Source organism: Pectobacterium carotovorum, from assembly GCF_033898505.1.
GTDB classification, from domain to species: domain Bacteria; phylum Pseudomonadota; class Gammaproteobacteria; order Enterobacterales; family Enterobacteriaceae; genus Pectobacterium; species Pectobacterium carotovorum_J.
This window is the reverse complement of sequence record NZ_JAXAFK010000001.1, coordinates 1,365,470-1,386,822: the sequence shown is the minus strand read 5'-3', so window position 1 is coordinate 1,386,822 and position 21,353 is coordinate 1,365,470. Positions and strand designations below refer to the sequence as shown.

Genomic DNA, 21,353 nt, shown 5'->3' with positions numbered 1-21,353 from the left:
AACATCTTGGCCGATAGTCAAAAACGGGTTATCTATAGGGAAAATGACTACCTGACAGCTTGTTCTTTTTCTTCACGCCAATTCGTTTTACACTCAGGCAATCGTAATAATTCTTTTGCAGTATCAATAAGTTCAGGAGGGGGATGGCATGTCATTACAAAACGACATTATCACTGCGTTGGGAGTGAAAAGCAGCATCGATCCAGCACAGGAAATCCGTGTTAGCGTTGATTTTTTAAAGAATTATCTGAATGCGCACCCGTTCGTTACGTCGCTCGTTTTGGGTATTAGCGGCGGTCAGGATTCCACGCTGACCGGCAAACTGTGTCAGACGGCTATCACGGAATTACGCAATGAGACGGGAAACGTACGCTATCAGTTCATCGCCGTTCGACTGCCTTACGGCGTACAGGCGGATGAAGCCGACTGTCAGGACGCCATCGCCTTTATCCAACCGGACCGCGTATTAACCGTCAACATCAAACCCGCCATTGAGGCCAGTGAAGCTACCTTGCGTGCCATTGGCGTAGAGCTGTCCGATTTTGTAAAAGGCAACGAGAAAGCCAGAGAGCGCATGAAAGCGCAGTACAGTATTGCGGGAATGAACGCTGGGTTGGTCGTCGGCACCGATCATGCGGCAGAGGCGGTAACGGGCTTCTTCACCAAATACGGTGATGGCGGTACCGATATCAATCCGATTTTCCGACTGAACAAGCGTCAGGGCAAAGCGCTGCTACGTGAACTGGGCTGCCCTTCTCATCTTTATACCAAAGCGCCCACCGCCGATCTGGAAGAAGACCGTCCGTCTCTCCCCGATGAAGTCGCGCTGGGCGTCACCTATGAAAAGATCGACGACTATCTGGAAGGCAAACAGATCGATGCGAACGATGCGGCCATTATCGAAAACTGGTATCGCAAAACCGAACACAAGCGCCGTCCGCCGATTACCGTTTTTGATGACTTCTGGCGGTAAACCCTCGCGGTGAGCACCACCGGACGCGGATAACGGCGTCCGGTTTGCTCTTGATTTCTTCTGCACAGATAATTGGAAGAATGACAGGAATAAATATGGCACCACAGCGCGCCACGCTCACGGGCTTACTGGCAATCGTTCTATGGAGCACATCCGTCGGGCTGATCCGCAGCCTGACAGAAGCACTTGGCCCCATCGGCGGCGCGGCGATGATTTATTCCACCAGCACGCTATGTCTACTGGCTTTTTATGGCCTTCCCCGCATTAAAACGCTGCCCCGGGTCTATTTGTGCGCAGGCGGTGCAATGTTTGTCTGCTACGAGATATTTCTGTCTCTCTCCATCGGGTTAGCGGATAGCCGCATGCAGGCGATAGAAATAGGGATGATTAACTATTTGTGGCCCAGTTTGACCATATTCTTTTCGCTTTTTATCAATCAGCAAAAAAGCCGTTTTCTGCTCTGGCCCGGCCTCGCACTCTCGCTGGGCGGCATTGTGTGGATAATGAAAGGGGACAGTAACTGGACGCCAACGCTACTGTGGAACAATATTCTTGCTAACCCGCTAGCCTACAGTCTGGCGTTTTCTGCGGCCCTGACCTGGGCGCTCTACTGCAATATCACCAAGCGCTATGCGCAGGGAAAAAGCGGTGTATCGCTGTTCTTTTTCGTCTCATCCCTCGTGCTATGGATTCAGTATTCCTTCAGTACTGAAGGTACGATTTCATTAACCTTACCGAGTGCGCTGCAACTGATCTTTATGGGCGCATCGACCGCGTTGGCCTATTCCGCCTGGAATATCGGTATTCAACATGGCAACCTGACGCTGCTGGCAACCGCGTCCTATTTTACGCCCGTGCTTTCCACGTTTCTTGCTGCACTCTGGCTCAACATCACGCCCGCTATTTCATTCTGGCAAGGCGTCGCCATGGTCACCGCAGGTTCACTACTCTGCTGGTATGCGACACGGTCGCCCACGACCTGATCCGCTGTCGTCCCCCGCGCTTTCTGCTGGCGTTTCCCGGCCAATAAAACCTTAATTTGCCCGCGGTCACATTCTTTTCGCTAACCTGTTATAGTCACCTCCACATTTCGTTACCTAAAAAAGTCACACATGTTAAGGCGTTTCTTTTCGTACTATTCCCCATACAAAGGGTTATTCGTCCTCGATTTCGGCTGTGCCATTATCGCAGGCCTGCTTGAATTAGGGTTTCCGATGGCGATTAAGGCGTTCATCGACAAACTGTTACCGGCTCAGGACTGGTCGCTGATCCTATTAGCGTCGGTGGCACTATTGGCAGTCTACCTGCTGAATACCGCGCTGATGGCCATCGTCAACTATTGGGGACATGCGCTAGGCGTGGGTATTGAAACCGATATGCGGCGGCAGGCATTTGAACATCTGCAAAATTTGCCGTTCCGTTACTACGACAATATGAAGACCGGCCATATCATCACCCACGTCACCAAAGATCTGGAAGAAGTCGGGGAAATCGCCCACCACGGTCCAGAAGACCTCTTTCTCGCGATCATGACGTTTATTGGTGCGTTCATCCTGATGGCGACGGTTCACCTGAATCTGGCGTTGCTCACGATTATTATCGTGCCGTTCATGACGTATCTCGTCAGCCGCTATGGTGCGCGCATGACGGAAACCTGGCGTCAGCTATTCGGTCAGGTTGGTAACTTTAACGCCCGCATTGAAGAGAGCGTTGGGGGTATCCGCGTCGTTAAAGCGTTTGCTAATGAAGCGCATGAGAAGAAACTGTTCTCCAACGATAACGAAAATTACCGCCGGACCAAATTACAGGCGTATCGCATCATGACCGCCAGCATGACGCTCAGCTACCTCAGCACGCGCCTGATACAACTTATCGTGATGCTGGCAGGTATCTGGTATGTCATTCAGGGTGAACTCAGCTACGGCGGTTTTATCGGCTTCCTGTTGCTGATTGAAGTATTCTTCCGCCCGGTAGCCAAGATTACCTCGGTGTTGGAGAGTTACCCCAAAGGCATTGCGGGCTTCAAGCGCTTTACCCAATTGATCGATACCGTTCCCGAGATTGCCGATGCTCCTGATGCGCATGATGCCGGGCCGTTGAAAGGCGATATCCGGTTTAATCAAGTGAGCTTTGGCTATTCCGCCGAACGCCCGATTCTCCGTAATATCGATCTGTCGATTCGTGCCGGAGAAACCGTGGCATTCGTCGGTCCGTCCGGCGCAGGCAAAACCACGCTTTGTTCTCTGCTTCCCCGCTTCTACGATTTAACCAGCGGAGCCATCACCATTGACGGCATGGATATCCGTCAGATGACGCAGGCATCGCTGCGTGGCCAAATTGGCATCGTGCAGCAGGATGTCTTCCTGTTCGGCGGCACCATCCGGGAAAATATCGCCTACGGTAAACTTAATGCCAACGATGATGAAATCATGGAAACCGCACGGCGTGCACGGTTAGATGAACTGATCGAGAATCTACCTGATGGGTTGGATACCGTGGTCGGCGAACGTGGCGTTAAACTGTCGGGCGGGCAAAAACAGCGTTTATCTATTGCGCGCATCTTCCTGAAAAACCCGCCTATCCTGATTCTTGACGAAGCCACATCCGCGCTGGATACGGCAACAGAGCAGGCAATACAACAGTCACTCAGCGAACTTTCCGCAGGGCGTACCACGTTGGTCATCGCCCACAGACTAGCCACCATACAGAATGCCGGACGCATTGTGGTGGTGGATAACGGCAGCATCATTGAGCAAGGCAGCCATCAGGTACTGCTGGAACAAAGCGGTATCTATGCCCGGTTACATCAGGCACAGTTCGGTCAGGCCTGATTTTTCTCTTCCTTCGGCGAGGTTTATCCTCGCCTTTTTCTTTCCGTCTTTTTCTCTCTGCCTTTTACGCATAGATGTGACTTCAGTGGTTCCCTTTGCAATAAATTGCATTTAAAATGCACCTATTATGATTTCATCAGGACATGACGTACATGGCGAGAAAACCCCTGGGAAAATACCGACAGCGGGAGATCCGTACCGTCGGGTTGATGATCGAATTGTATGAAAAACACCACCCTGAAACCGGTGATAGCGCGCAGTATAGAGACTTATTCAACTATGCCATCAAGCGCTTGGAGCGCTGCCATTTTGGCGAAGAAAAACCCGCCTGTAAGCATTGCCCTATCCACTGCTATCAGCCCGCCAGACGCGAAGCGATAAAAGCGATTATGCGCTGGTCGGGGCCGCGGATGCTGTTACGCCATCCCATTCTGGCAATACGCCACTTGATTGACGATCATCGGCCGGTACCGGATTATCCGAAAAAAGAAGCAGCGTCAAAAGCGTCAACCGAGCGGGCAACCCGTTTAGCCGCGCAGCAAACTGCCCCGACGGATACCGACCCTGCGTTGAAATAGGTAAGGTGAAGACGAATCAAATAGGAAAAGGCCGCTTGCGCGGCCTTTTTGGGTGACACTGTTACTCTTTGGGAGAGGCGTTCTCTACCCTGCTTTTTAGCTTTTGCCCCGGACGGAACGTGACCACACGGCGCGCCGTAATCGGAATATCTTCGCCAGTTTTTGGGTTACGTCCCGGACGTTGGTTCTTGTCTCGCAAATCAAAATTGCCAAAACCCGACAACTTGACCTGCTCGCCATTTTCCAAAGCGCGACGAACTTCTTCAAAAAACAGCTCGACTAGCTCTTTGGCATCCCGTTTGCTCAGCCCGAGCTTCTCAAACAGGTATTCTGACATTTCAGCTTTAGTAAGCGCCATAGGTTCAATCCCTCAAGGATGCTTGGAATCGCTGTTTTAATGCTGCTACGCATTCTGCAACGGTAGCGGCAATTTCCTCTTCTGCCAGTGTACGCGTGGTATCTTGCAGGGTCAGACTGATAGCCAGACTCTTATAACCTTCCGCTACGCCCTTCCCTCGGTACACGTCGAATAAGTTTACGCCAACTAACTGATTTGCGCCAACTTTCTTACACTCGGCCAAAATATCTCCTGCGGGGACATTTTCAGCGACCACAACGGCAATATCACGACGGTTCGCTGGGAAGCGGGAAACCTCGTTCGCCTCAGGCAATACGCGGTCTGCAACCTTATCCCACAACAGTTCGAACACTACGGTGCGCCCGTTGAGATCCAACTTGCGCTCCAGTTCTGGGTGAATAACGCCAATAAATCCAATACGTTCTTCGCCCAGATAAATAGCAGCACTTTGTCCCGGATGCAATGCCGGATTATTTTCGGCCTTGAATTCGATTTCAGACAGCTTGCCCGTCAATGCCAGTACAGCTTCTAAATCGCCTTTTAAATCATAGAAGTCAACAGCCTGACGCGCCAGATCCCAATGCTCTTCATAACGCGTACCGGTAATCACTCCCGCCAGCATCAGATCCTGACGAATACCCAGGTCAGCACTGCTGTCCGGAACAAAACGCAGCCCGCTTTCAAACAGGCGCAGACGGCTTTGTTGACGGTTCTGGTTGTACACCGCCGCGCTCAGCAAGCCGCTCCACAGCGACAAACGCATCACCGACATTTCCGCGGAAATCGGGCTCGGCAGGCTCAACGACGCTTCATCAGGGTGGATTAATCCCTGAATTTTCGGGTCAACAAAACTGTAAGTAATTGCTTCCTGATAGCCGTGATCGACTAATAATGTCTTCACACGCTTCAATGACAGTGACGCTTCGCGATGCGAGGTCATGATCAACGGCGCCTGAGTCGGAATATTCGGAATGTTGTTGTAGCCGTAAATACGCGCGACTTCTTCAACCAGATCTTCTTCAATTTCCATGTCAAAACGCCAGCTTGGTGCCGTCGCCTGCCAACCTGCGTCGGTCTTCACGACATTACAGCCCAGACGTTGCAGGATATCGCTAACCTGCTCATCGGCAATCACATGTCCAATCAGACGATCCAACTTCTCACGACGCAGCGTAATCGTTGCACGCGTCGGCAGGTCTGCCGTGCTGGTCACATCAACAACCGGGCCTGCTTCACCGCCACAGATATCGATCAGCAGGCGAGTCGCGCGCTCAATCGCTTTGTGCTGCAATGCCGGATCGACGCCACGCTCGTAGCGGTGGGAAGCATCGGTGTGCAAACCGTGGCGACGTGCGCGTCCGGTAATCGACAGCGGATTAAAATAGGCACATTCCAGCAGAACGTTTTGCGTAGCGTCATTGACGCCAGAATGCTCGCCGCCAAAGATACCGCCCATTGCCAGCGCATGCTGCTGGTCAGCGATCACCAGTGTATCCGCATTCAGCTTCGCTTCGTTGCCATCCAGCAGCGTCAGCGCTTCGCCCTCTTTCGCCATACGCACGATGATGCCACCATTGAGGCGGTCGAGATCGAATGCGTGCATCGGCTGTCCGAGTTCCAGCAGGACGTAGTTCGTCACGTCAACAACTGGGTCGATAGAGCGAATCCCACAGCGGCGCAGTTTTTCACGCATCCACAGCGGCGTTGCTGCCTTAACGTTGATACCTTTCACCACACGACCTAAGTAACGCGGGCATGCCTGCGGCGCATCAACCTGAATCGGGAACGTATCCTGAATCATTGCGGCAACGGGCTCAATAGCCGGTTCATTCAATGCTAACTGGTTCAACACGGCCACATCACGCGCCACGCCGATGATACCGAGGCAATCAGCACGGTTTGGCGTCACGCTGATTTCAATCGCGTTGTCATCCAGCTTCAGATAGTCACGAATATCCGTGCCTATCGGCGCATCTGCTGGCAGTTCGATGATGCCATCGTGATCATCGGAAATACCCAATTCGGAAAATGAGCACAGCATGCCTTCAGACGGCTCACCACGCAGTTTGGCCGCTTTAATTTTGAAATCGCCCGGCAACACGGCACCTACCGTCGCCACCGCCACTTTCAGCCCCTGACGACAGTTCGGCGCGCCACAGACGATGTCCAGTAGGCGATCGCCGCCTACATTAACTTTCGTCACACGCAGTTTGTCTGCGTTCGGGTGCTGTCCACATTCAACCACTTCACCGACAACCACGCCGTGGAATGCGCCAGCAACAGGCTCAACACCATCCACTTCCAGCCCTGCCATCGTGATTTGTTCGGATAGCGTTTCACTGTCAACCGCCGGGTTTACCCACTCGCGTAACCAGAGTTCACTGAATTTCATGATGTATACCCGCCTTACTTAAACTGTTTGAGGAAACGCAGATCGTTTTCGAAGAATGCACGCAGATCGGTCACGCCATAGCGCAGCATCGTCAGACGCTCCATACCCATACCGAACGCGAAACCGGAATAGACTTCTGGATCGATACCGACATTACGCAGGACATTCGGGTGCACCATGCCGCAACCCAGTACTTCCAGCCATTTGCCGTTTTTACCCATTACGTCCACTTCAGCAGACGGTTCGGTAAACGGGAAATAAGACGGACGGAAGCGAACCTGCAAATCTTCCTCAAAGAAATTACGCAGGAAATCATGCAGCGTACCTTTCAGATTGGTGAAGCTGATGTCTTTATCGACGATCAACCCTTCCATCTGATGAAACATAGGCGTGTGGGTCTGATCGTAATCGTTACGATAAACGCGACCCGGCGCAATGATACGAATCGGCGGCTGCTGTTTTTCCATCGTGCGAATCTGAACGCCAGAAGTCTGCGTACGCAGCAGGCGTGTCGCATCGAACCAGAACGTGTCGTGGTCAGCACGCGCAGGGTGATGCCCAGGAATATTCAGCGCATCAAAGTTATGATAGTCGTCTTCGATTTCTGGCCCAGTTACGACTGAAAAACCCAGCTCGCCGAAAAAGGTCTCAATGCGATCGATGGTACGCGTCACCGGATGCAGACCGCCGTTCTCAATAGTGCGGCCCGGCAGGGATACATCGATGGTTTCCTGCGCCAGACGCGCATTTAACTCCGCGGACTCCAGCATGTGCTTACGGGCATTCAGCGCGTCCTGAACGTCTTGCTTAGCCTGATTAATGACGGCACCTGCAGCAGGACGTTCTTCAGCCGGCAACTCGCGCAGCGAGGTCATCTGAAGGGTTAAGTGACCTTTTTTACCCAGATATTCGACACGCACATTTTCCAGTGCGGCAACATCCTGGGCCTCTTCTATAGCTGTTCTGGCTTTAGCAACCAGCTCTGCGAGATGTGGCATTGTGTTCCTCTTTTTCTGCCTATGTGGCCAACGGTCATGATTGAAGAATATCGTTTTACTAAAGCGATAAATATTACTAAAAACAATAGCAAAAACCGATTATCGTAAACAAAAAAGCCTCCCTTAGGGAGGCTTAAGCGCTACTTTTCGTTTCTTTTCTTACGCGCAAAGCCCCCTGAGTTCAGGCGCTAAAGTAAAAAAAGAAACGGAAAATAGCAGCATTCATACTTGCGTTACCTTGTCTTGAGAATCACAGTCTTGAGAATCACAAGCAGCCTTGTGAATAAAAAAGGGTTTAGATCAATAAAAAATCTGTGACGCCTGACGAAAAGAGGGAGCTAAAGCTCCCTCTCTCAACTGACTTACGCCAGTGCTGCTTTCGCTTTTTCGACCAGAGCGCTGAACGCTAATTTGTCGAATACTGCGATATCAGCCAGAATCTTACGGTCAATTTCAACAGAGGCTTTTTTCAGGCCGTTGATGAATTTGCTGTAAGACAAGCCGTTTTGACGGGCTGCTGCATTGATACGTGCAATCCACAGCTGACGGAATTGACGTTTACGTTGACGACGGTCGCGGTAAGCGTACTGGCCAGCTTTGATTACTGCCTGGAAGGCAACACGATAAACGCGCGAACGGGCACCGTAGTAACCTTTCGCTTGTTTCAATATTTTCTTGTGACGTGCACGGGCAACTACACCACGTTTTACGCGAGCCATATGCTCTCTCCTAAAGTCTTATTCTGAATTAAAAAAAGGTTACTTATGCGTACGGCAGACATGCGATAACAAGACCCAGATCCCCTTTGGAGACCAGACCTTTTGGACGCAGGTGACGTTTACGCTTAGTTGACTTTTTGGTCAGAATATGACGCAGGTTAGCATGCTTACGCTTGAAACCACCGCTGGCGGTTTTTTTGAAGCGTTTAGCGGCGCCACGTACTGTTTTAATCTTTGGCATTTTTATTTCCACTTCGCATTGTTAATAAAACGAATCAGATAAGGCGAACAAAACCGCACAAATTTATTGCTTAGCGCAAGATAAAAGCAGCGCGGTTCTGTTACTTGAGTGCCTTACTGTTTCTTCTTCGGTGCTAGCACCATGATCATCTGACGGCCTTCGATCTTCGTTGGGAAGGACTCGACGACTGCCAGTTCACTCAGATCGTCACGAACGCGGTTAAGCACTTCGATACCAATCTGTTGGTGCGCCATTTCACGACCGCGGAAACGCAGTGTAATTTTGGCTTTGTCACCATCTTCCAGAAAGCGAATCAGGTTGCGTAGTTTGACCTGATAGTCGCCATCATCGGTACCAGGTCGGAATTTGATTTCCTTGACCTGAATAACTTTTTGCTTCTTCTTCTGTTCCTTTGTGGCCTTACTCTTCTCATAGAGGAACTTGCCGTAATCCATGATTCGGCAAACCGGCGGCTCGGCGTTCGGACTGATTTCAACTAAATCAACACCTGCTTCCTCGGCTTTTTCTAATGCTTCATTCAGACTGACAATGCCAAGCTGTTCGCCTTCGACGCCCGTCAGGCGTACCTCATGTGCGCGAATTTCTCTGTTGATGCGATTAGGACGCGCCGGTTGAACTCGTTTTCCGCCTTTAATACCTTATTCCTCCAATTGATGAAGACTACGGCTGCGAATCTCTTGCTGCAGCTTACTGATGACTTCACTGACATCCAGGCTCCCCAGGTCTTTACCGCGACGAGTACGGACAGCAACTTTTCCTGCCTCAACTTCTTTGTCGCCACAAACCAGCATATAGGGAACCCGCCGTAAAGTGTGCTCGCGGATTTTAAAGCCTATCTTCTCATTTCTCAAGTCTGCTTTTACGCGAATGCCCGCTTCTTGCAGTTTTCGGGTCAATTCGTTGACATAATCAGACTGGGTATCGGTGATATTCATAATCACCACTTGAACCGGAGCTAACCAGGTTGGGAAGAAACCGGCGAATTCTTCGGTCAGAATACCGATGAAACGCTCCATTGATCCCAAAATAGCCCGGTGAATCATAACCGGCACCTGACGTTCGTTGCTTTCGCCAACGTAAGACGCATTCAGGCGACCCGGTAATGAAAAGTCGAGTTGCACCGTACCACACTGCCACGCACGATCCAAACAGTCATGCAGGGTAAATTCAATTTTTGGACCGTAGAACGCTCCTTCACCCGGCTGATAGTCAAATTCGATGTTATTTTCAGTCAATGCTGCGGCCAAATCGGCTTCAGCGCGATCCCACATCTCATCGCTACCGATACGCTTTTCAGGACGCGTAGACAGTTTCACCACGATTTTTTCAAAACCGAAGGTGCTGTACATGTCATACACCATCTTGATGCAGCTGTTCACTTCATCACGAACCTGTTCTTCCGTACAGAAGATATGCGCATCGTCCTGAGTAAAGCCACGCACGCGCATCAAGCCATGCAGAGAGCCTGATGGTTCATTACGGTGACAGCTACCGAACTCAGCCATACGCAGCGGCAGATCGCGGTATGATTTCAATCCCTGATTGAAAATCTGTACGTGACCTGGGCAGTTCATCGGCTTGATGCAGTATTCACGGTTTTCTGATGAGGTCGTGAACATCGCTTCTTTATAGTTTTCCCAGTGACCGGTTTTTTCCCACATCACGCGATCCATCATAAATGGACCTTTTACTTCCTGATACTGGTACGACTTCAGCTTCATGCGCACAAATGCTTCCAGCTCGCGGAAGATTGTCCAACCGTCATTGTGCCAGAACACCATACCCGGCGCTTCTTCCTGCATGTGATACAGGTCCAGCTGTTTACCGATCTTGCGATGGTCGCGCTTAGCTGCTTCTTCCAGACGTTGCAGGTAAGAAGCCAACTGCTTTTTGTCCGCCCATGCCGTGCCGTAGATACGTTGCAGCATTTTATTTTTGCTGTCGCCGCGCCAGTAAGCGCCCGACGTTTTCTGCAATTTGAAATGGTGGCAGAAACGCATATTCGGTACGTGCGGGCCACGGCACATATCGATGTATTCTTCATGGTGATACAGACCCGGACGATCATCGCGACTGATGTTCTCATCCAGAATCGCCATTTTGTAGGTCTCACCGCGCGCAGCGAACGCATCGCGCGCTTCCTGCCAGCTGACTTTCTTCTTAACGACGTCATAGTCGGTGTCAGCAAGCTCGTGCATACGCTTTTCGAGCAGCTCAATATCTTCCTGAGTCAGGGTACGGTCAATATCTACGTCATAGTAAAAACCGTTATCGATAACCGGACCAATCGCCATTTTGGTATCTGGCCACAGTTGCTTGATGGCATGACCCAATAAGTGCGCACAGGAGTGGCGAATGATTTCCAGACCTGCTTCATCTTTGGCGGTGATGATGGCTAACTGCGCATCGGTATCGATCTTATCGCTGGCGTCAACCAACTCGCCGTTGACGCGTCCGGCGATACAGGCTTTTGCCAGACCGGGACCGATATCAAGAGCAACATCCAGGGGAGAAACGGCGTGGTCGTAATGACGCTGACTTCCATCAGGAAGGGTGATAACTGGCATTATAATTCCCTTATTTACAGTGGTGAGCCACACGAAAGCTCACATGCAAAAAATCGTATATCAATTGAAAATCAAAAGTGTTAACCATGCTATTTCTCTGTACTCTGTGAAATATATACACATGATGCACACGACTAAAGGCGTGCACTAGCGTGACATGGATAACGTCGGGGACAATAATACACCTTATAAGTGCTGTATACTCCAAATAATTCGAGTTTCAGGAAGGCGGCAAGAGAAGGAATCCCGATGAGCTTACTCAGGTAAATGATTCGGGTGAGTGAACGCGGCCAACGCACATGAAACTTGAAGTATTACGAGTATATTAAAGCCGGATGGGTAGCCTGCACATCGTTACCGCATGATGAACAGGCCACGGAAGTGTTTACTGTGTTTGCGCCGACTTCAGCGCCGCGTTATTTTTGCGGGAGAATCGGAAACCAAGCCAAATAACGGCAATCCAGAACGGAATTAAAATTACCGAAATGCGAATTCCCGGCGACAGCAGCATAATCACCAAAATCCCCGCCAAAAACGCCAGACACAGGTAGTTGCCCCACGGATACCAGAAGGCTTTGAATGCAGGAACAATCCCCTTCTCCATCATCGCCTGACGGAAACGCAGGTGTGCAAAGCAGATCATGATCCAGTTAATTACCAGCGTCGACACCACCAGCGCCATCAACAGCTCAAAGGCTTTGCCTGGCATCAGGTAGTTGATCGCTACACCGAACGATGTCGCTAATGCTGACAGCGCGATAGAACGAACGGGGACACCACGCGCGTTGACCTTCGCGAGAGACTTCGGTGCATTCCCCTGCTTTGCCAAACCGTACAGCATCCGGCTATTACAATACACGCCGCTGTTGTAAACCGATAACGCCGCCGTGAGTACCACGATGTTAAGTACGTTTGCCACCATATTGCTATTCAGCGCATGGAAGATAAGAACAAACGGGCTCCCGCCATCAACGACATTTCCCCACGGATAAAGCGATAACAAAATAGACAGCGCACCGATATAGAAAATCAGGATGCGATAGACCACCTGATTGGTCGCCTGAGGAATAGAACGTTTCGGATCGGCAGCTTCTGCAGCGGTGATACCCACCAATTCCAGACCGCCGAATGAAAACATGATCACCGCCATAGCCATGATCAATCCACTTGCGCCATTCGGCATGAATCCGCCATGGATCCATAAGTTACGCACCGTTGCCGTTTCGCCGCCATTGCCACTCAGCAGCAGCCAACTGCCGAAGACAATCATCCCGACGATGGCCAGCACTTTGATAATGGCGAACCAGAACTCCGTTTCCCCAAACATCCGCACATTAACCAGATTAATCAGGTTAATGAGTACGAAAAATATCGCTGCGGACAACCAAGTCGGCGTCTCGGGCCACCAGTATTGGATATAAATCCCCACTGCCGTCAGTTCAGCCATTCCTACCAGAATAAACATCGCCCAGTAGTTCCAACCGGCCAGAAAGCCCGCAAAGTCGCCCCAGTATTTATAGGCAAAATGGCTGAACGAGCCTGCTACAGGCTCTTCCACCACCATCTCGCCCAGCTGTCGCATGATCAGAAATGCAATCATTCCGGCAATAGCGTAGCCCAATAAAACGGACGGCCCGGCCATTTGGATAGTCTGCGATATCCCTAAAAACAATCCGGTACCAATCGCGCCGCCCAGCGCTATCAGTTGAATATGCCGGTTTTTTAACCCTCGTTTTAAAACCAGTTCCTGTTGATCGTTTGCTATGTTGTTTTGCGCATTTGCCATGTTGTTTTTGTGCTTCCTGTAAAGCCTTCTTCATTTTTATAACCATGCCAGCTCACGTCATCAGTATGAAGGAGACGCAAACAGGCAAAGGGATAGGGGTTTAAACGCGACACAGTGATGGCGCCATTAACGTTCAGGAATGACACTTTTAAACGTTAATTCCACGTCATCACGCTCGAACTCGGCGGTAAGCGCTTCAGGTTCACTTTTCTCTGCATTCTGGGGCAGCAATTTTTTCAATAACGTTAACTGCTGGCGTTGCTGCTCTACGATCTCTTGCAGCAATTTCACTTGCTCATTCGCTCTGACGCTCGCCCGATTAACAAAAAACCAGATCAGTGCGGCCAGCAGCACAACCAGCAAGACAAAAACCACTTCTAATATGTTCACAACGACTCCACCTATAACCACTTATGACAGTACCTGTGGGCTATCTTAACACCGTGACGTAGCCAAGTTCGATACCCAACCCTATCCGTTCCCCATATCATATCGATACGCAGCGCTATCGTAGCGGTGCAAAAATAAAAAACGCGGGGAACGTTTTTCAACGTCGCTTGCGACGACCAGAAATGGCACACCATAAAAAAAGCCTGTCGGTAAGGACAGGCTCAGGTATCGATAGAGAATATCAGAACGGGTAATCGTGGTAGCCCATTTGCTCAGAGATATTTCTGGCGGCAGTATGCAGCGTAGCCACATATTCGTGTTTGTTTTCTTCTGAAAAACGAATCGTCGGGAAAGAAATACTGAGGCCAGCAATCACCACGCCAAAGCGATCGAATACTGGCACAGCGATACAACGCAGCCCTTCTTCCTGTTCTTCGTTATCTTCTCCGTAGCCTTGTTCGCGGACAACGTCTAATTGGTTGAGAAGATCTTCAGCAGTACATAGCGTGTGTGGCGTACTGCGGGTGAATTCAACAGTCGACAGAATTTCTTCCACTTCGCCACGATCGCGCCACGCCAACAACACTTTACCGATTGCGGTACTGTGCAGCGGATTACGGCGACCAATGCGCGAATACATACGCAGGTTATACATCGAATCAATCTTGTGGATATAAACGATGCCGTCTTCATCCAACGCGCCAAGGTGGATCGTTTCCCGCGTTAGAGCAGACAACTCTCGCATCTGTATATCCGCACTGCGGATTAAATCGACGTTCTGCAATGCTTTTGCCCCAAGTTCAAACAACTTGAGCGTTAGCGAATATTTCTCTGATTCACCTTCCTGCGCGACATAGCCCAGGGATTTCATCGTCTGCAAGAAGCGGTAAACGGTACTCTTGGACATCATGACTCGCTGAGAAAGCTCGGTAATACCAATTTCTCTCTCTTCACCTAATGCCTGCAAAATACCAAAAACCTTTAAAACGGACGACACGGAATCGGGTTGTTTATCTAAATCTGCAATAGCCATTTTTGTGGTTACCCTACTCAGGTTTTTTTGTTTTAAAAAAAATAGAACAATGGTTTTAGTATAAAGGGAACGCTTTGATTATGGCAATGGAGCAACAACGATAATCAAGTTAAGTTTGAGAAATAACCGCGTCAGAGACTTAATAAAATAATATGTAAGTAAATATTTTAAAATAATCCGCGCCATAAAATGTGACGCGGATTTATTAGTATTATTAGTTCCAGACTGAATCAGGAACCTTCGCCAGATACAGCGCAGGTTTGCCATCTACGTCAGAAGTAAACAGGACTTGTTTATTATCCGGCGTGAAAGAAGGATGCGGGTGAGTCACCTGACGGTCCCCTTCCAACACTTCCCAGGATGTATTGTGCTGTGCAATACGATGTTCTTTGCCTGTTTTCAGGTTGAAAACATACAAGAACGGATCGTTCTCGATTTTATAGCCACCATCGTCCTGCACGTCGACCGGTGCATCGGAACCATCACCGACCAACAGCGTGCCATCATAGTTACTCATCAGGTGAGAACACGGTGGCATTACGCGCAGTTGACGATCTTCCAGCGTAACCGGATCGATGCTGCGGATATAACGATTGCTATCGTCTTTAAGGTAAGAGACGTAAATCATCGCTGAACCATCTGGTACCCAGAATTCGTGGGTGCAGCTTTCGCCTTCAGCATGCTCTTTCACTTTACGCATGTTGGTCCCATCTTCGTTGATGAACCACATACGGGCATCAACCAGGTCATGCGGACCTTCGTGGCAGAAAGCTACCGTGTTGTCATCACCCGGACGATAAATTGGGTGACCCAGCCACTGGTTTTCCTGAAGGATAGTCTGCGCTTCGCCCGTGACCAAATCGACACGAATCAGGCGGCAGCAAGGATTAGTGAAGTAGAATTCCTGGAATTTTTTCCAATCGGTCAGTGGTTTCCAGTCTTCTTTTTTGATCTCAATACCGACCATTTTGGTGCAATCGGAGTTGGCGACCCAGGTACCGTAGCCGACCCAGTCGTCAGGCACCTGATAAATCGTTTTCTCTTCCAGTGTCTCCAGATCGACACGCATCAGATTACGGGTATTTTTAACGTAATACAGCGCATCGTCATTCGGGGACAGGAAGCCGCCGAAGGTGTTGTCGCCTTTGCCTTCCGTCAACTGTGTGGCGCTCTGCTCTTTTAAATCCAGCAGATAGTAGTTCCACGGGCCATCAAACGCAGCGCCAAACAGCAGCTTACTGCCGTCATTGAAGAAACACTTCTGGTAGAAATAGTTGCGATGGCAGATAACATCGGGCGGGGTTAAACGCACAACTTCGGTGCCGGTTGCTGAATCCTGGTAGGTATGGAACGTTAGGGGGATCTTGTTACCTTTGGCCATCCGTAAATCCTTAGAACTTATCATGAAGAATCTGACGCCACACGCGCATACTCTTCGATAACCTGACATTCCGATCGCCCAGCAAACGAGTTACCCCGACACCGGTTGTTCAAAAATCAGGCCACCAATCTCACGCGAGACGCCTGTTATATCGGCATTATAGAAACAATGTTTCATTTTTCCGTGATCGTGGTTTTATTTTATAAAACATTCTTCATGTTTTCACCACCTGTTTCAGATCTAATGAAAACACACGAACGGAGAAGACGCAGGTTTGCTGGATCAATAAATGCAGAAATAACAAAGGCCCGAACGGGCCTTTGGGAAGAAAATATCGTGAATTACTTCAGGTAATCGCCAGAGCGCAGCGCTTCAATACGCTTATCCAGCGGCGGGTGAGACATAAACAGTTCGCTGAAGGATTTCGATTTTCCGTTAATGCAGAAAGCCATCATGCTGCTCTCTTCCTGCGGTTCATAGCTGGTCTTCAGGCGTTGTAGTGCAGCGATCATTTTCTCACGCCCCACCAGCTTGGCTGAACCCGCATCCGCATGGAATTCACGGTAGCGTGAGAACCACATGGTGATAATGCTGGCAAGAATACCAAACACCAGTTCCAGCACGGTCGCGACAGCAAAATAAACCAGCGGGTTACCGTTACTGCTTTCCCCTTCATCACGGTTGCCGGACAGGAAACCGGAAACGACCTGAGCAATCAGACGGGAAACGAAGATAACGAAAGTATTCACTATCCCCTGAACCAACGTCATGGTCACCATGTCGCCATTCGCGATGTGGCTGATTTCATGCGCGATAACGGCTTCTGCTTCGTCACGACTCATGTTTTGCAACAAACCGGTACTGACCGCTACCAGCGATGCATCACGACGGGCTCCCGTCGCAAACGCATTGATGTCCGGAGCATGGTAGATTGCCACCTGCGGCATCGCGATCCCAGCCTGCTGTGACTGTGTACGAACGGTTTCCACCAGCCAGCGTTCAGTTTCGTTACGTGGTTGTTCAATGACTTCACCGCCAACGGACCGTAACGCCATCCATTTAGACATCAGCAGTGAAACAAACGCACCGCCAAAGCCAAACAGCCCAGCCATAATCATTAAGCCCTGGACACTGCTGGACTGAATTCCCGTCAGGCTGAGTACCAGCCCGAAAACCAACATCACCGCCAGGTTGGTGATCAGGAAAAGCGCAATACGCATCATAAAGGTCTGATTTCCTCTCGCAGAAAGATAAAGTTTGCAACACCTACATCGTATGGGTTGCCGTGGCATTTTCAAGCATTCTTAACTTTTCAGTTACTAAATCCACATAACTTTACACTTTTCAAAAGGAAAGCGGCGTCCTGCCTGATGCTAATCCTGATGTATCAGCGTGACAGCGTTGACCGAAAATCGATAAACGCGTCGGCGCGATCGACCTGTATCGCCCCCACCCCAGCGCGAATTAATGCTCCCCATACGGCGTCAGGGTCCGCTAAGGCGCGGGTGTCGCTATAGTCGAGAGAATGCGAGCAATCCAGCGTGTTCACCCAAATCCGTACCCCAAGCCGTTGAAACTCGGCATACGCTTCGGTCACCGCCTCAATATGATCAAAGTTGGCTTCCACAATAGCGACGCCAATATCATCAACCTGCCGCAAAATATCGGCAGTTTCTCCCCGCTTGAGGTGGATCATCGGCATATAGGGTATCTGAGTATCCTGCGACGGCGATGCCATAGGAAAATGGGCAGAAGCAAGATCAACCGGGCTTTTCATGATCACGCCCGCACTCAGGCCTTTATCGCGAATATCGCGGGCGATCACACCAAATTCGTGCTCATGCTTAACATCCACATTGATGACAACCCGCCCTCGCGCCTCTTCGAGGATTTCATACAGCAGCGGCACCTTTTCGTCACTCAATGGCCATGCAGAACCGCCGTCACTCCCACGCAAACGTGCCTGGCGAACGTCCGCCAGCGTCATCTGGCTAACGCGACCGCGCATATCGCTCGTGCGATCGAGCGTATCATCATGAATCACGACAACGTGACTATCTGCTGTCAATTGCGCATCAATCTCCACGATATCGATGCCCAGACGAATCGCCTCGCGCAGCGCCGCCAGCGAATTTTCCGGTGCCGATGCCCAAACACCGCGATGTGCCACTGCTAAAACCGTCGCGTTTTGCGCTGCGATCACGTCTTGAGTCATACCTTTATTTTGCTTTGTCATCAGTCAAAAACTCCAAATAAACGGGGAATATCACGAATGACGGGAAACCGACTGCGCGAAATGCTGCAATAGGAGATCGCCCCGCGAAACCACATTGTCCAGCGCCTGCTGTGGCGTTTCCTGCTCTGCCCAGACCTTCTCCAGTTCTTCATCCATGATGGTGCGAATTTGCGGCATATTACCCAAGCGGAACCCGCGCGTATAAGGCAGCGGCGGTTTATTGGTGAGCTGTTTCATAGCAACATCGCTGCCGGGATATCTGGCATAAAACCCCTGCTCGCGCGTGAGTTCGTAAGCGGGTTGCGTCACCGGCAGATAGCCCGTCATCTGATGCCATTCAGCGGCATTCTCCGGCAGCGTCAGGAAATGCAGGAATTCAGCAATGCCTTGATAATGCGATGCCGCTTTCCCTTTCATGACCCAGAGGCTTGCCCCGCCGATAAACGTATTCTGCGGCGCACCTTTAACATCTTCGCTGTAAGGCAGCATGCCGACACCGTAGTGAAATTTGGCATAGTTCTGGATCTTGCGTAGCCCGCCTGATGAGGTAGTTAATATGCCGCAGTCGCCGTTATAAAAGCGGGCGGTGCCTTCATCATTGCGGCCAAAATAGCTGAATTCGTTCTTTTTCATCATCTCCGCAAGCTGGGTGATGTGTGCGACCTGCAACGGACCGTTCACCAACAGATGCGCATCAATACCGTCGAAGCCATTGTTTTTCGTTGCGATCGGCAGCCCGTTCCACACGCTAAACGCCTCCAGTAATATCCAACCCTGCTGTCCTGCGTTCGTATAGCCGCACGTCATCCCACTCTGACGCAGCCGCGCCGCATCGTACGCCAGTTCATTCCAGGTCCGTGGCGGCTTATCAGGATCGAGCCCCGCCTTAATAAACGCATCTTTGTTGTAATAGAGAACGGGGGTTGAGCTGTTAAACGGTTGAGAAATCAGATGCCCGGTTTGGCTGTCGCTGTAAAACAGCGCCACCGCGGACAGAAAGGCTTTTTCGTCGTTATCGATACCAACCTGCTTGAACAGGTCGAACACCGGGATAATCGCCCCGCTGTGTATCATATTCGGCGTACCGACATCATAAACCTGCAAAATATCCGGTGCGTTACCGGTGCGATACGCGGCAATACCCGCGGCCAGCGTCTGTTCATAGCTGCCCTTATAGATGGGTTCAACATGGTACGCCGTCTGGGATTCGTTAAACCGGTTGACCAACCGTATCAATTCCGTATTCAGGTTGCTGTCCATGCCATGCCAAAACGTCAGTTCAACGGCCGCCCTGGCAGACTGCGAGACGAGCAAAATCATACTTAACAGCATCAGAAAAACAGACGTGAGCCTAAACCGAATCATCATGATGTTTTCTCCGGTACTCTTTGCTTTTAGGAAAACTGCGCTGCTTTTAGGAACGTGTCGTTTGGGAAATGTGTTTTAGGAAAACGCTGTACAGGTAACGACGCTAGGGTTCGCCTGTGACACGTAGATGACTGGGGAAGTGATGAACTGTATCGCGATATTTCAGCAGGAGGTCGAGGCGGACTTTATAACCGGACAATCTTGTGGCGAGCAGAACGCCGGCTGCCCGCCACGGTATTCATTAGCTTTGAGCGTGAGCCATATCTGCACGCATTGAAGCGCTAACCGGTTGATGTTTAGGTGGTTTCACCCACAGGGTGATCAGCAGCGAAACGACAGACATAATGATGATTGCCATAAATGTGGCCTGGAAGCCTCCGAGCTGAGCGGCGATAAATGAGCCAGACAGCGCACCAATGCCGAATCCCTGATAAATCACGCCGTAGTTTTTGCTGTGATTTTTCAGGCCGAAGAAATCGCCAACAATCGCAGGGAACACCGTGATATTGCCACCAAAGCAGAAAGCAATCGCGCTGACACAGATAAAGAACAGAACCGGATTGAGCGGCAGGAACGTCATCACGGATACCGCAAGAATCGTCATGAACAGCGTAAAGCTGATGACCCGCATACGCCCAACACTGTCAGAAAGCGCGCCAAGTACAATGCGTCCCACAGTATTAAAAATCGCAATCGCCGACACGGCATTGGCCGCCATAGCCATATCCATTCCAGCCATTTGTACGCCGATATCTTTCACAATACCGATCAAATACAGCCCACTCATGCACGCGGTGAAGAAGATAATAAACAGCAAATACGACTCTTTCGTTGCCAACATTTCAGCCAGCGAGAAATCACGCGTCTGCCCCTGAACCGCAGCCTGTTGAACTGGCACCGCAGCGGGTTCTTTCAGCAGTGAACTACCGACCAGAATCATCGCCATGACGATAATCCCCCAGTAGAAAAAGGCTTCTGACACACCGACTTCCGCAATCAAAAAGCTGTTTACATATTTGAACAACAGGCTTCCGGTACCAAATGCGCCAACAGAAATGCCCGCGATTAACCCTTTGCGATTCGGGAACCATTTGATCAGGTTGGACAGCGTCGTGATATAAGCCGTACCGTCAGCAAAACCGACAACCACTCCCATCAGCAAATAAATCAGCGTCAGCGACGGGCTTACTGCACTCGCCATCAGCCCCGCGCCCAGCGCGATCCCGGCAATCATGGTCAGGCGACGCAGGCCAATGCGCTCCTGAAATTTACCGGCAAACAGCGTGGCAAAGGCCAGACAGAAACTGGTGATAGAAAACGTCGTCGCCACTGAACTCAGCGTCCAGCCAAATTTGTCCACCAGCGGCTGATTGAACAAACTCCAGGTGTAAATCGTGCCGAGTCCCATTTGGGTGATAATGGTACCGAGGACAATGAATCCCCGATTAACAGGTTTGGTATTCATGGGTTTTCCCCTACAT

20 protein-coding genes and 1 other annotated feature are annotated in these 21,353 nt (G+C 50.5%); of the genes, 4 read left to right on the top strand and 16 right to left on the bottom strand.

All coding sequences use genetic code 11. From position 1 onward, the window contains the following. The first annotated feature begins 148 nt into the window (after nt 1-148). From nadE to R9X49_RS06065, 4 genes are all read left to right on the top strand, one after another. Nucleotides 149-973 carry an ammonia-dependent NAD(+) synthetase gene (gene nadE, locus R9X49_RS06080; RefSeq protein ID WP_319847587.1) on the top strand — a complete coding sequence of 275 codons (825 nt, stop codon included), beginning with the start codon at nt 149-151 and terminating at the stop codon, nt 971-973. A gap of 95 nt (nt 974-1,068) precedes the next feature. Further along, entirely contained in the window at nt 1,069-1,956 is an 888-nt protein-coding gene (gene yddG, locus R9X49_RS06075; RefSeq protein WP_319847586.1) for an aromatic amino acid DMT transporter YddG, read from the top strand. A gap of 129 nt (nt 1,957-2,085) precedes the next feature. Beyond that, entirely contained in the window at nt 2,086-3,804 is a 1,719-nt protein-coding gene (locus R9X49_RS06070) for an ABC transporter ATP-binding protein (RefSeq protein WP_319847585.1), read from the top strand. Between the two features lie 152 nt (nt 3,805-3,956). Continuing rightward, complete coding sequence (locus R9X49_RS06065; RefSeq protein WP_319847584.1) at nt 3,957-4,382, top strand: nitrous oxide-stimulated promoter family protein; 426 nt, start codon at nt 3,957-3,959, stop codon at nt 4,380-4,382. Between the two features lie 61 nt (nt 4,383-4,443). Here the strand turns inward: R9X49_RS06065 and ihfA are convergent, their stop codons facing one another. From ihfA to R9X49_RS05985, 16 genes are all read right to left on the bottom strand, one after another. After that, the gene (ihfA, locus tag R9X49_RS06060; protein ID WP_009112984.1) at nt 4,444-4,740 is read right to left on the bottom strand and encodes an integration host factor subunit alpha; all 297 of its coding nucleotides are present in this window, start codon (nt 4,738-4,740) and stop codon (nt 4,444-4,446) included. 4 nt (nt 4,741-4,744) lie between these two features. Continuing rightward, nucleotides 4,745-7,132, bottom strand: coding sequence for a phenylalanine--tRNA ligase subunit beta (gene pheT, locus R9X49_RS06055; protein WP_319847583.1), 2,388 nt, complete (start codon nt 7,130-7,132; stop codon nt 4,745-4,747). Between the two features lie 14 nt (nt 7,133-7,146). Continuing rightward, complete coding sequence (pheS, locus tag R9X49_RS06050; protein ID WP_014915263.1) at nt 7,147-8,130, bottom strand: phenylalanine--tRNA ligase subunit alpha; 984 nt, start codon at nt 8,128-8,130, stop codon at nt 7,147-7,149. A gap of 107 nt (nt 8,131-8,237) precedes the next feature. Beyond that, nucleotides 8,238-8,361 (bottom strand) — a sequence feature (Phe leader region). Further along, entirely contained in the window at nt 8,312-8,356 is a 45-nt protein-coding gene (pheM, locus tag R9X49_RS06045) for a pheST operon leader peptide PheM (protein WP_106120997.1), read from the bottom strand. (Overlaps the previous feature by 45 nt.) A gap of 131 nt (nt 8,362-8,492) precedes the next feature. Beyond that, nucleotides 8,493-8,849, bottom strand: coding sequence for a 50S ribosomal protein L20 (rplT, locus tag R9X49_RS06040; RefSeq protein WP_005968887.1), 357 nt, complete (start codon nt 8,847-8,849; stop codon nt 8,493-8,495). Between the two features lie 43 nt (nt 8,850-8,892). Then, entirely contained in the window at nt 8,893-9,090 is a 198-nt protein-coding gene (gene rpmI / locus R9X49_RS06035) for a 50S ribosomal protein L35 (protein ID WP_010275699.1), read from the bottom strand. A 113-nt stretch (nt 9,091-9,203) separates the two neighbouring features. Continuing rightward, nucleotides 9,204-9,746, bottom strand: coding sequence for a translation initiation factor IF-3 (infC, locus tag R9X49_RS06030; RefSeq protein ID WP_015840132.1), 543 nt, complete (start codon nt 9,744-9,746; stop codon nt 9,204-9,206). Between the two features lie 3 nt (nt 9,747-9,749). Then, nucleotides 9,750-11,678, bottom strand: a complete 1,929-nt coding sequence (gene thrS, locus R9X49_RS06025; RefSeq protein WP_319847582.1) for a threonine--tRNA ligase — start codon at nt 11,676-11,678, stop codon at nt 9,750-9,752. 385 nt (nt 11,679-12,063) lie between these two features. Beyond that, nucleotides 12,064-13,464, bottom strand: a complete 1,401-nt coding sequence (locus R9X49_RS06020; RefSeq protein WP_319847581.1) for an amino acid permease — start codon at nt 13,462-13,464, stop codon at nt 12,064-12,066. 126 nt (nt 13,465-13,590) lie between these two features. Next, nucleotides 13,591-13,854 (bottom strand): YebO family protein, encoded by a 264-nt coding sequence (locus R9X49_RS06015; protein ID WP_319847580.1) that lies wholly within the window; start codon nt 13,852-13,854, stop codon nt 13,591-13,593. A 241-nt stretch (nt 13,855-14,095) separates the two neighbouring features. After that, entirely contained in the window at nt 14,096-14,887 is a 792-nt protein-coding gene (kdgR, locus tag R9X49_RS06010) for a DNA-binding transcriptional regulator KdgR (protein WP_319847579.1), read from the bottom strand. Between the two features lie 214 nt (nt 14,888-15,101). Next, nucleotides 15,102-16,268 (bottom strand): oligogalacturonate lyase, encoded by a 1,167-nt coding sequence (ogl, locus tag R9X49_RS06005; protein ID WP_225087956.1) that lies wholly within the window; start codon nt 16,266-16,268, stop codon nt 15,102-15,104. A gap of 341 nt (nt 16,269-16,609) precedes the next feature. Further along, complete coding sequence (gene htpX, locus R9X49_RS06000; RefSeq protein ID WP_015840126.1) at nt 16,610-17,491, bottom strand: protease HtpX; 882 nt, start codon at nt 17,489-17,491, stop codon at nt 16,610-16,612. Between the two features lie 164 nt (nt 17,492-17,655). After that, the gene (locus tag R9X49_RS05995; protein ID WP_319847578.1) at nt 17,656-18,504 is read right to left on the bottom strand and encodes a glycerophosphodiester phosphodiesterase family protein; all 849 of its coding nucleotides are present in this window, start codon (nt 18,502-18,504) and stop codon (nt 17,656-17,658) included. 30 nt (nt 18,505-18,534) lie between these two features. Further along, nucleotides 18,535-19,872: a sn-glycerol-3-phosphate ABC transporter substrate-binding protein UgpB gene (ugpB, locus tag R9X49_RS05990; protein WP_319847577.1), complete on the bottom strand. Its 1,338-nt coding sequence runs from the start codon at nt 19,870-19,872 to the stop codon at nt 18,535-18,537. 241 nt (nt 19,873-20,113) lie between these two features. Continuing rightward, entirely contained in the window at nt 20,114-21,337 is a 1,224-nt protein-coding gene (locus tag R9X49_RS05985; protein ID WP_319847576.1) for an OFA family MFS transporter, read from the bottom strand. Between the last annotated feature and the right edge of the window lie 16 nt (nt 21,338-21,353).

Bases quoted from the DNA above. Each gene is read 5' to 3' on its own strand.
- nadE (WP_319847587.1), top strand. From the start codon at position 149: ATGTCATTACAAAACGACATTATCACTGCGTTGGGAGTGAAAAGCAGC.
- yddG (WP_319847586.1), top strand. From the start codon at position 1,069: ATGGCACCACAGCGCGCCACGCTCACGGGCTTACTGGCAATCGTTCTA.
- R9X49_RS06070 (WP_319847585.1), top strand. From the start codon at position 2,086: ATGTTAAGGCGTTTCTTTTCGTACTATTCCCCATACAAAGGGTTATTC.
- R9X49_RS06065 (WP_319847584.1), top strand. From the start codon at position 3,957: ATGGCGAGAAAACCCCTGGGAAAATACCGACAGCGGGAGATCCGTACC.
- ihfA (WP_009112984.1), bottom strand. From the start codon at position 4,740: ATGGCGCTTACTAAAGCTGAAATGTCAGAATACCTGTTTGAGAAGCTC.
- pheT (WP_319847583.1), bottom strand. From the start codon at position 7,132: ATGAAATTCAGTGAACTCTGGTTACGCGAGTGGGTAAACCCGGCGGTT.
- pheS (WP_014915263.1), bottom strand. From the start codon at position 8,130: ATGCCACATCTCGCAGAGCTGGTTGCTAAAGCCAGAACAGCTATAGAA.
- rplT (WP_005968887.1), bottom strand. From the start codon at position 8,849: ATGGCTCGCGTAAAACGTGGTGTAGTTGCCCGTGCACGTCACAAGAAA.
- rpmI (WP_010275699.1), bottom strand. From the start codon at position 9,090: ATGCCAAAGATTAAAACAGTACGTGGCGCCGCTAAACGCTTCAAAAAA.
- thrS (WP_319847582.1), bottom strand. From the start codon at position 11,678: ATGCCAGTTATCACCCTTCCTGATGGAAGTCAGCGTCATTACGACCAC.
- R9X49_RS06020 (WP_319847581.1), bottom strand. From the start codon at position 13,464: ATGGCAAATGCGCAAAACAACATAGCAAACGATCAACAGGAACTGGTT.
- kdgR (WP_319847579.1), bottom strand. From the start codon at position 14,887: ATGGCTATTGCAGATTTAGATAAACAACCCGATTCCGTGTCGTCCGTT.
- ogl (WP_225087956.1), bottom strand. From the start codon at position 16,268: ATGGCCAAAGGTAACAAGATCCCCCTAACGTTCCATACCTACCAGGAT.
- htpX (WP_015840126.1), bottom strand. From the start codon at position 17,491: ATGATGCGTATTGCGCTTTTCCTGATCACCAACCTGGCGGTGATGTTG.
- R9X49_RS05995 (WP_319847578.1), bottom strand. From the start codon at position 18,504: ATGACAAAGCAAAATAAAGGTATGACTCAAGACGTGATCGCAGCGCAA.
- ugpB (WP_319847577.1), bottom strand. From the start codon at position 19,872: ATGATGATTCGGTTTAGGCTCACGTCTGTTTTTCTGATGCTGTTAAGT.
- R9X49_RS05985 (WP_319847576.1), bottom strand. From the start codon at position 21,337: ATGAATACCAAACCTGTTAATCGGGGATTCATTGTCCTCGGTACCATT.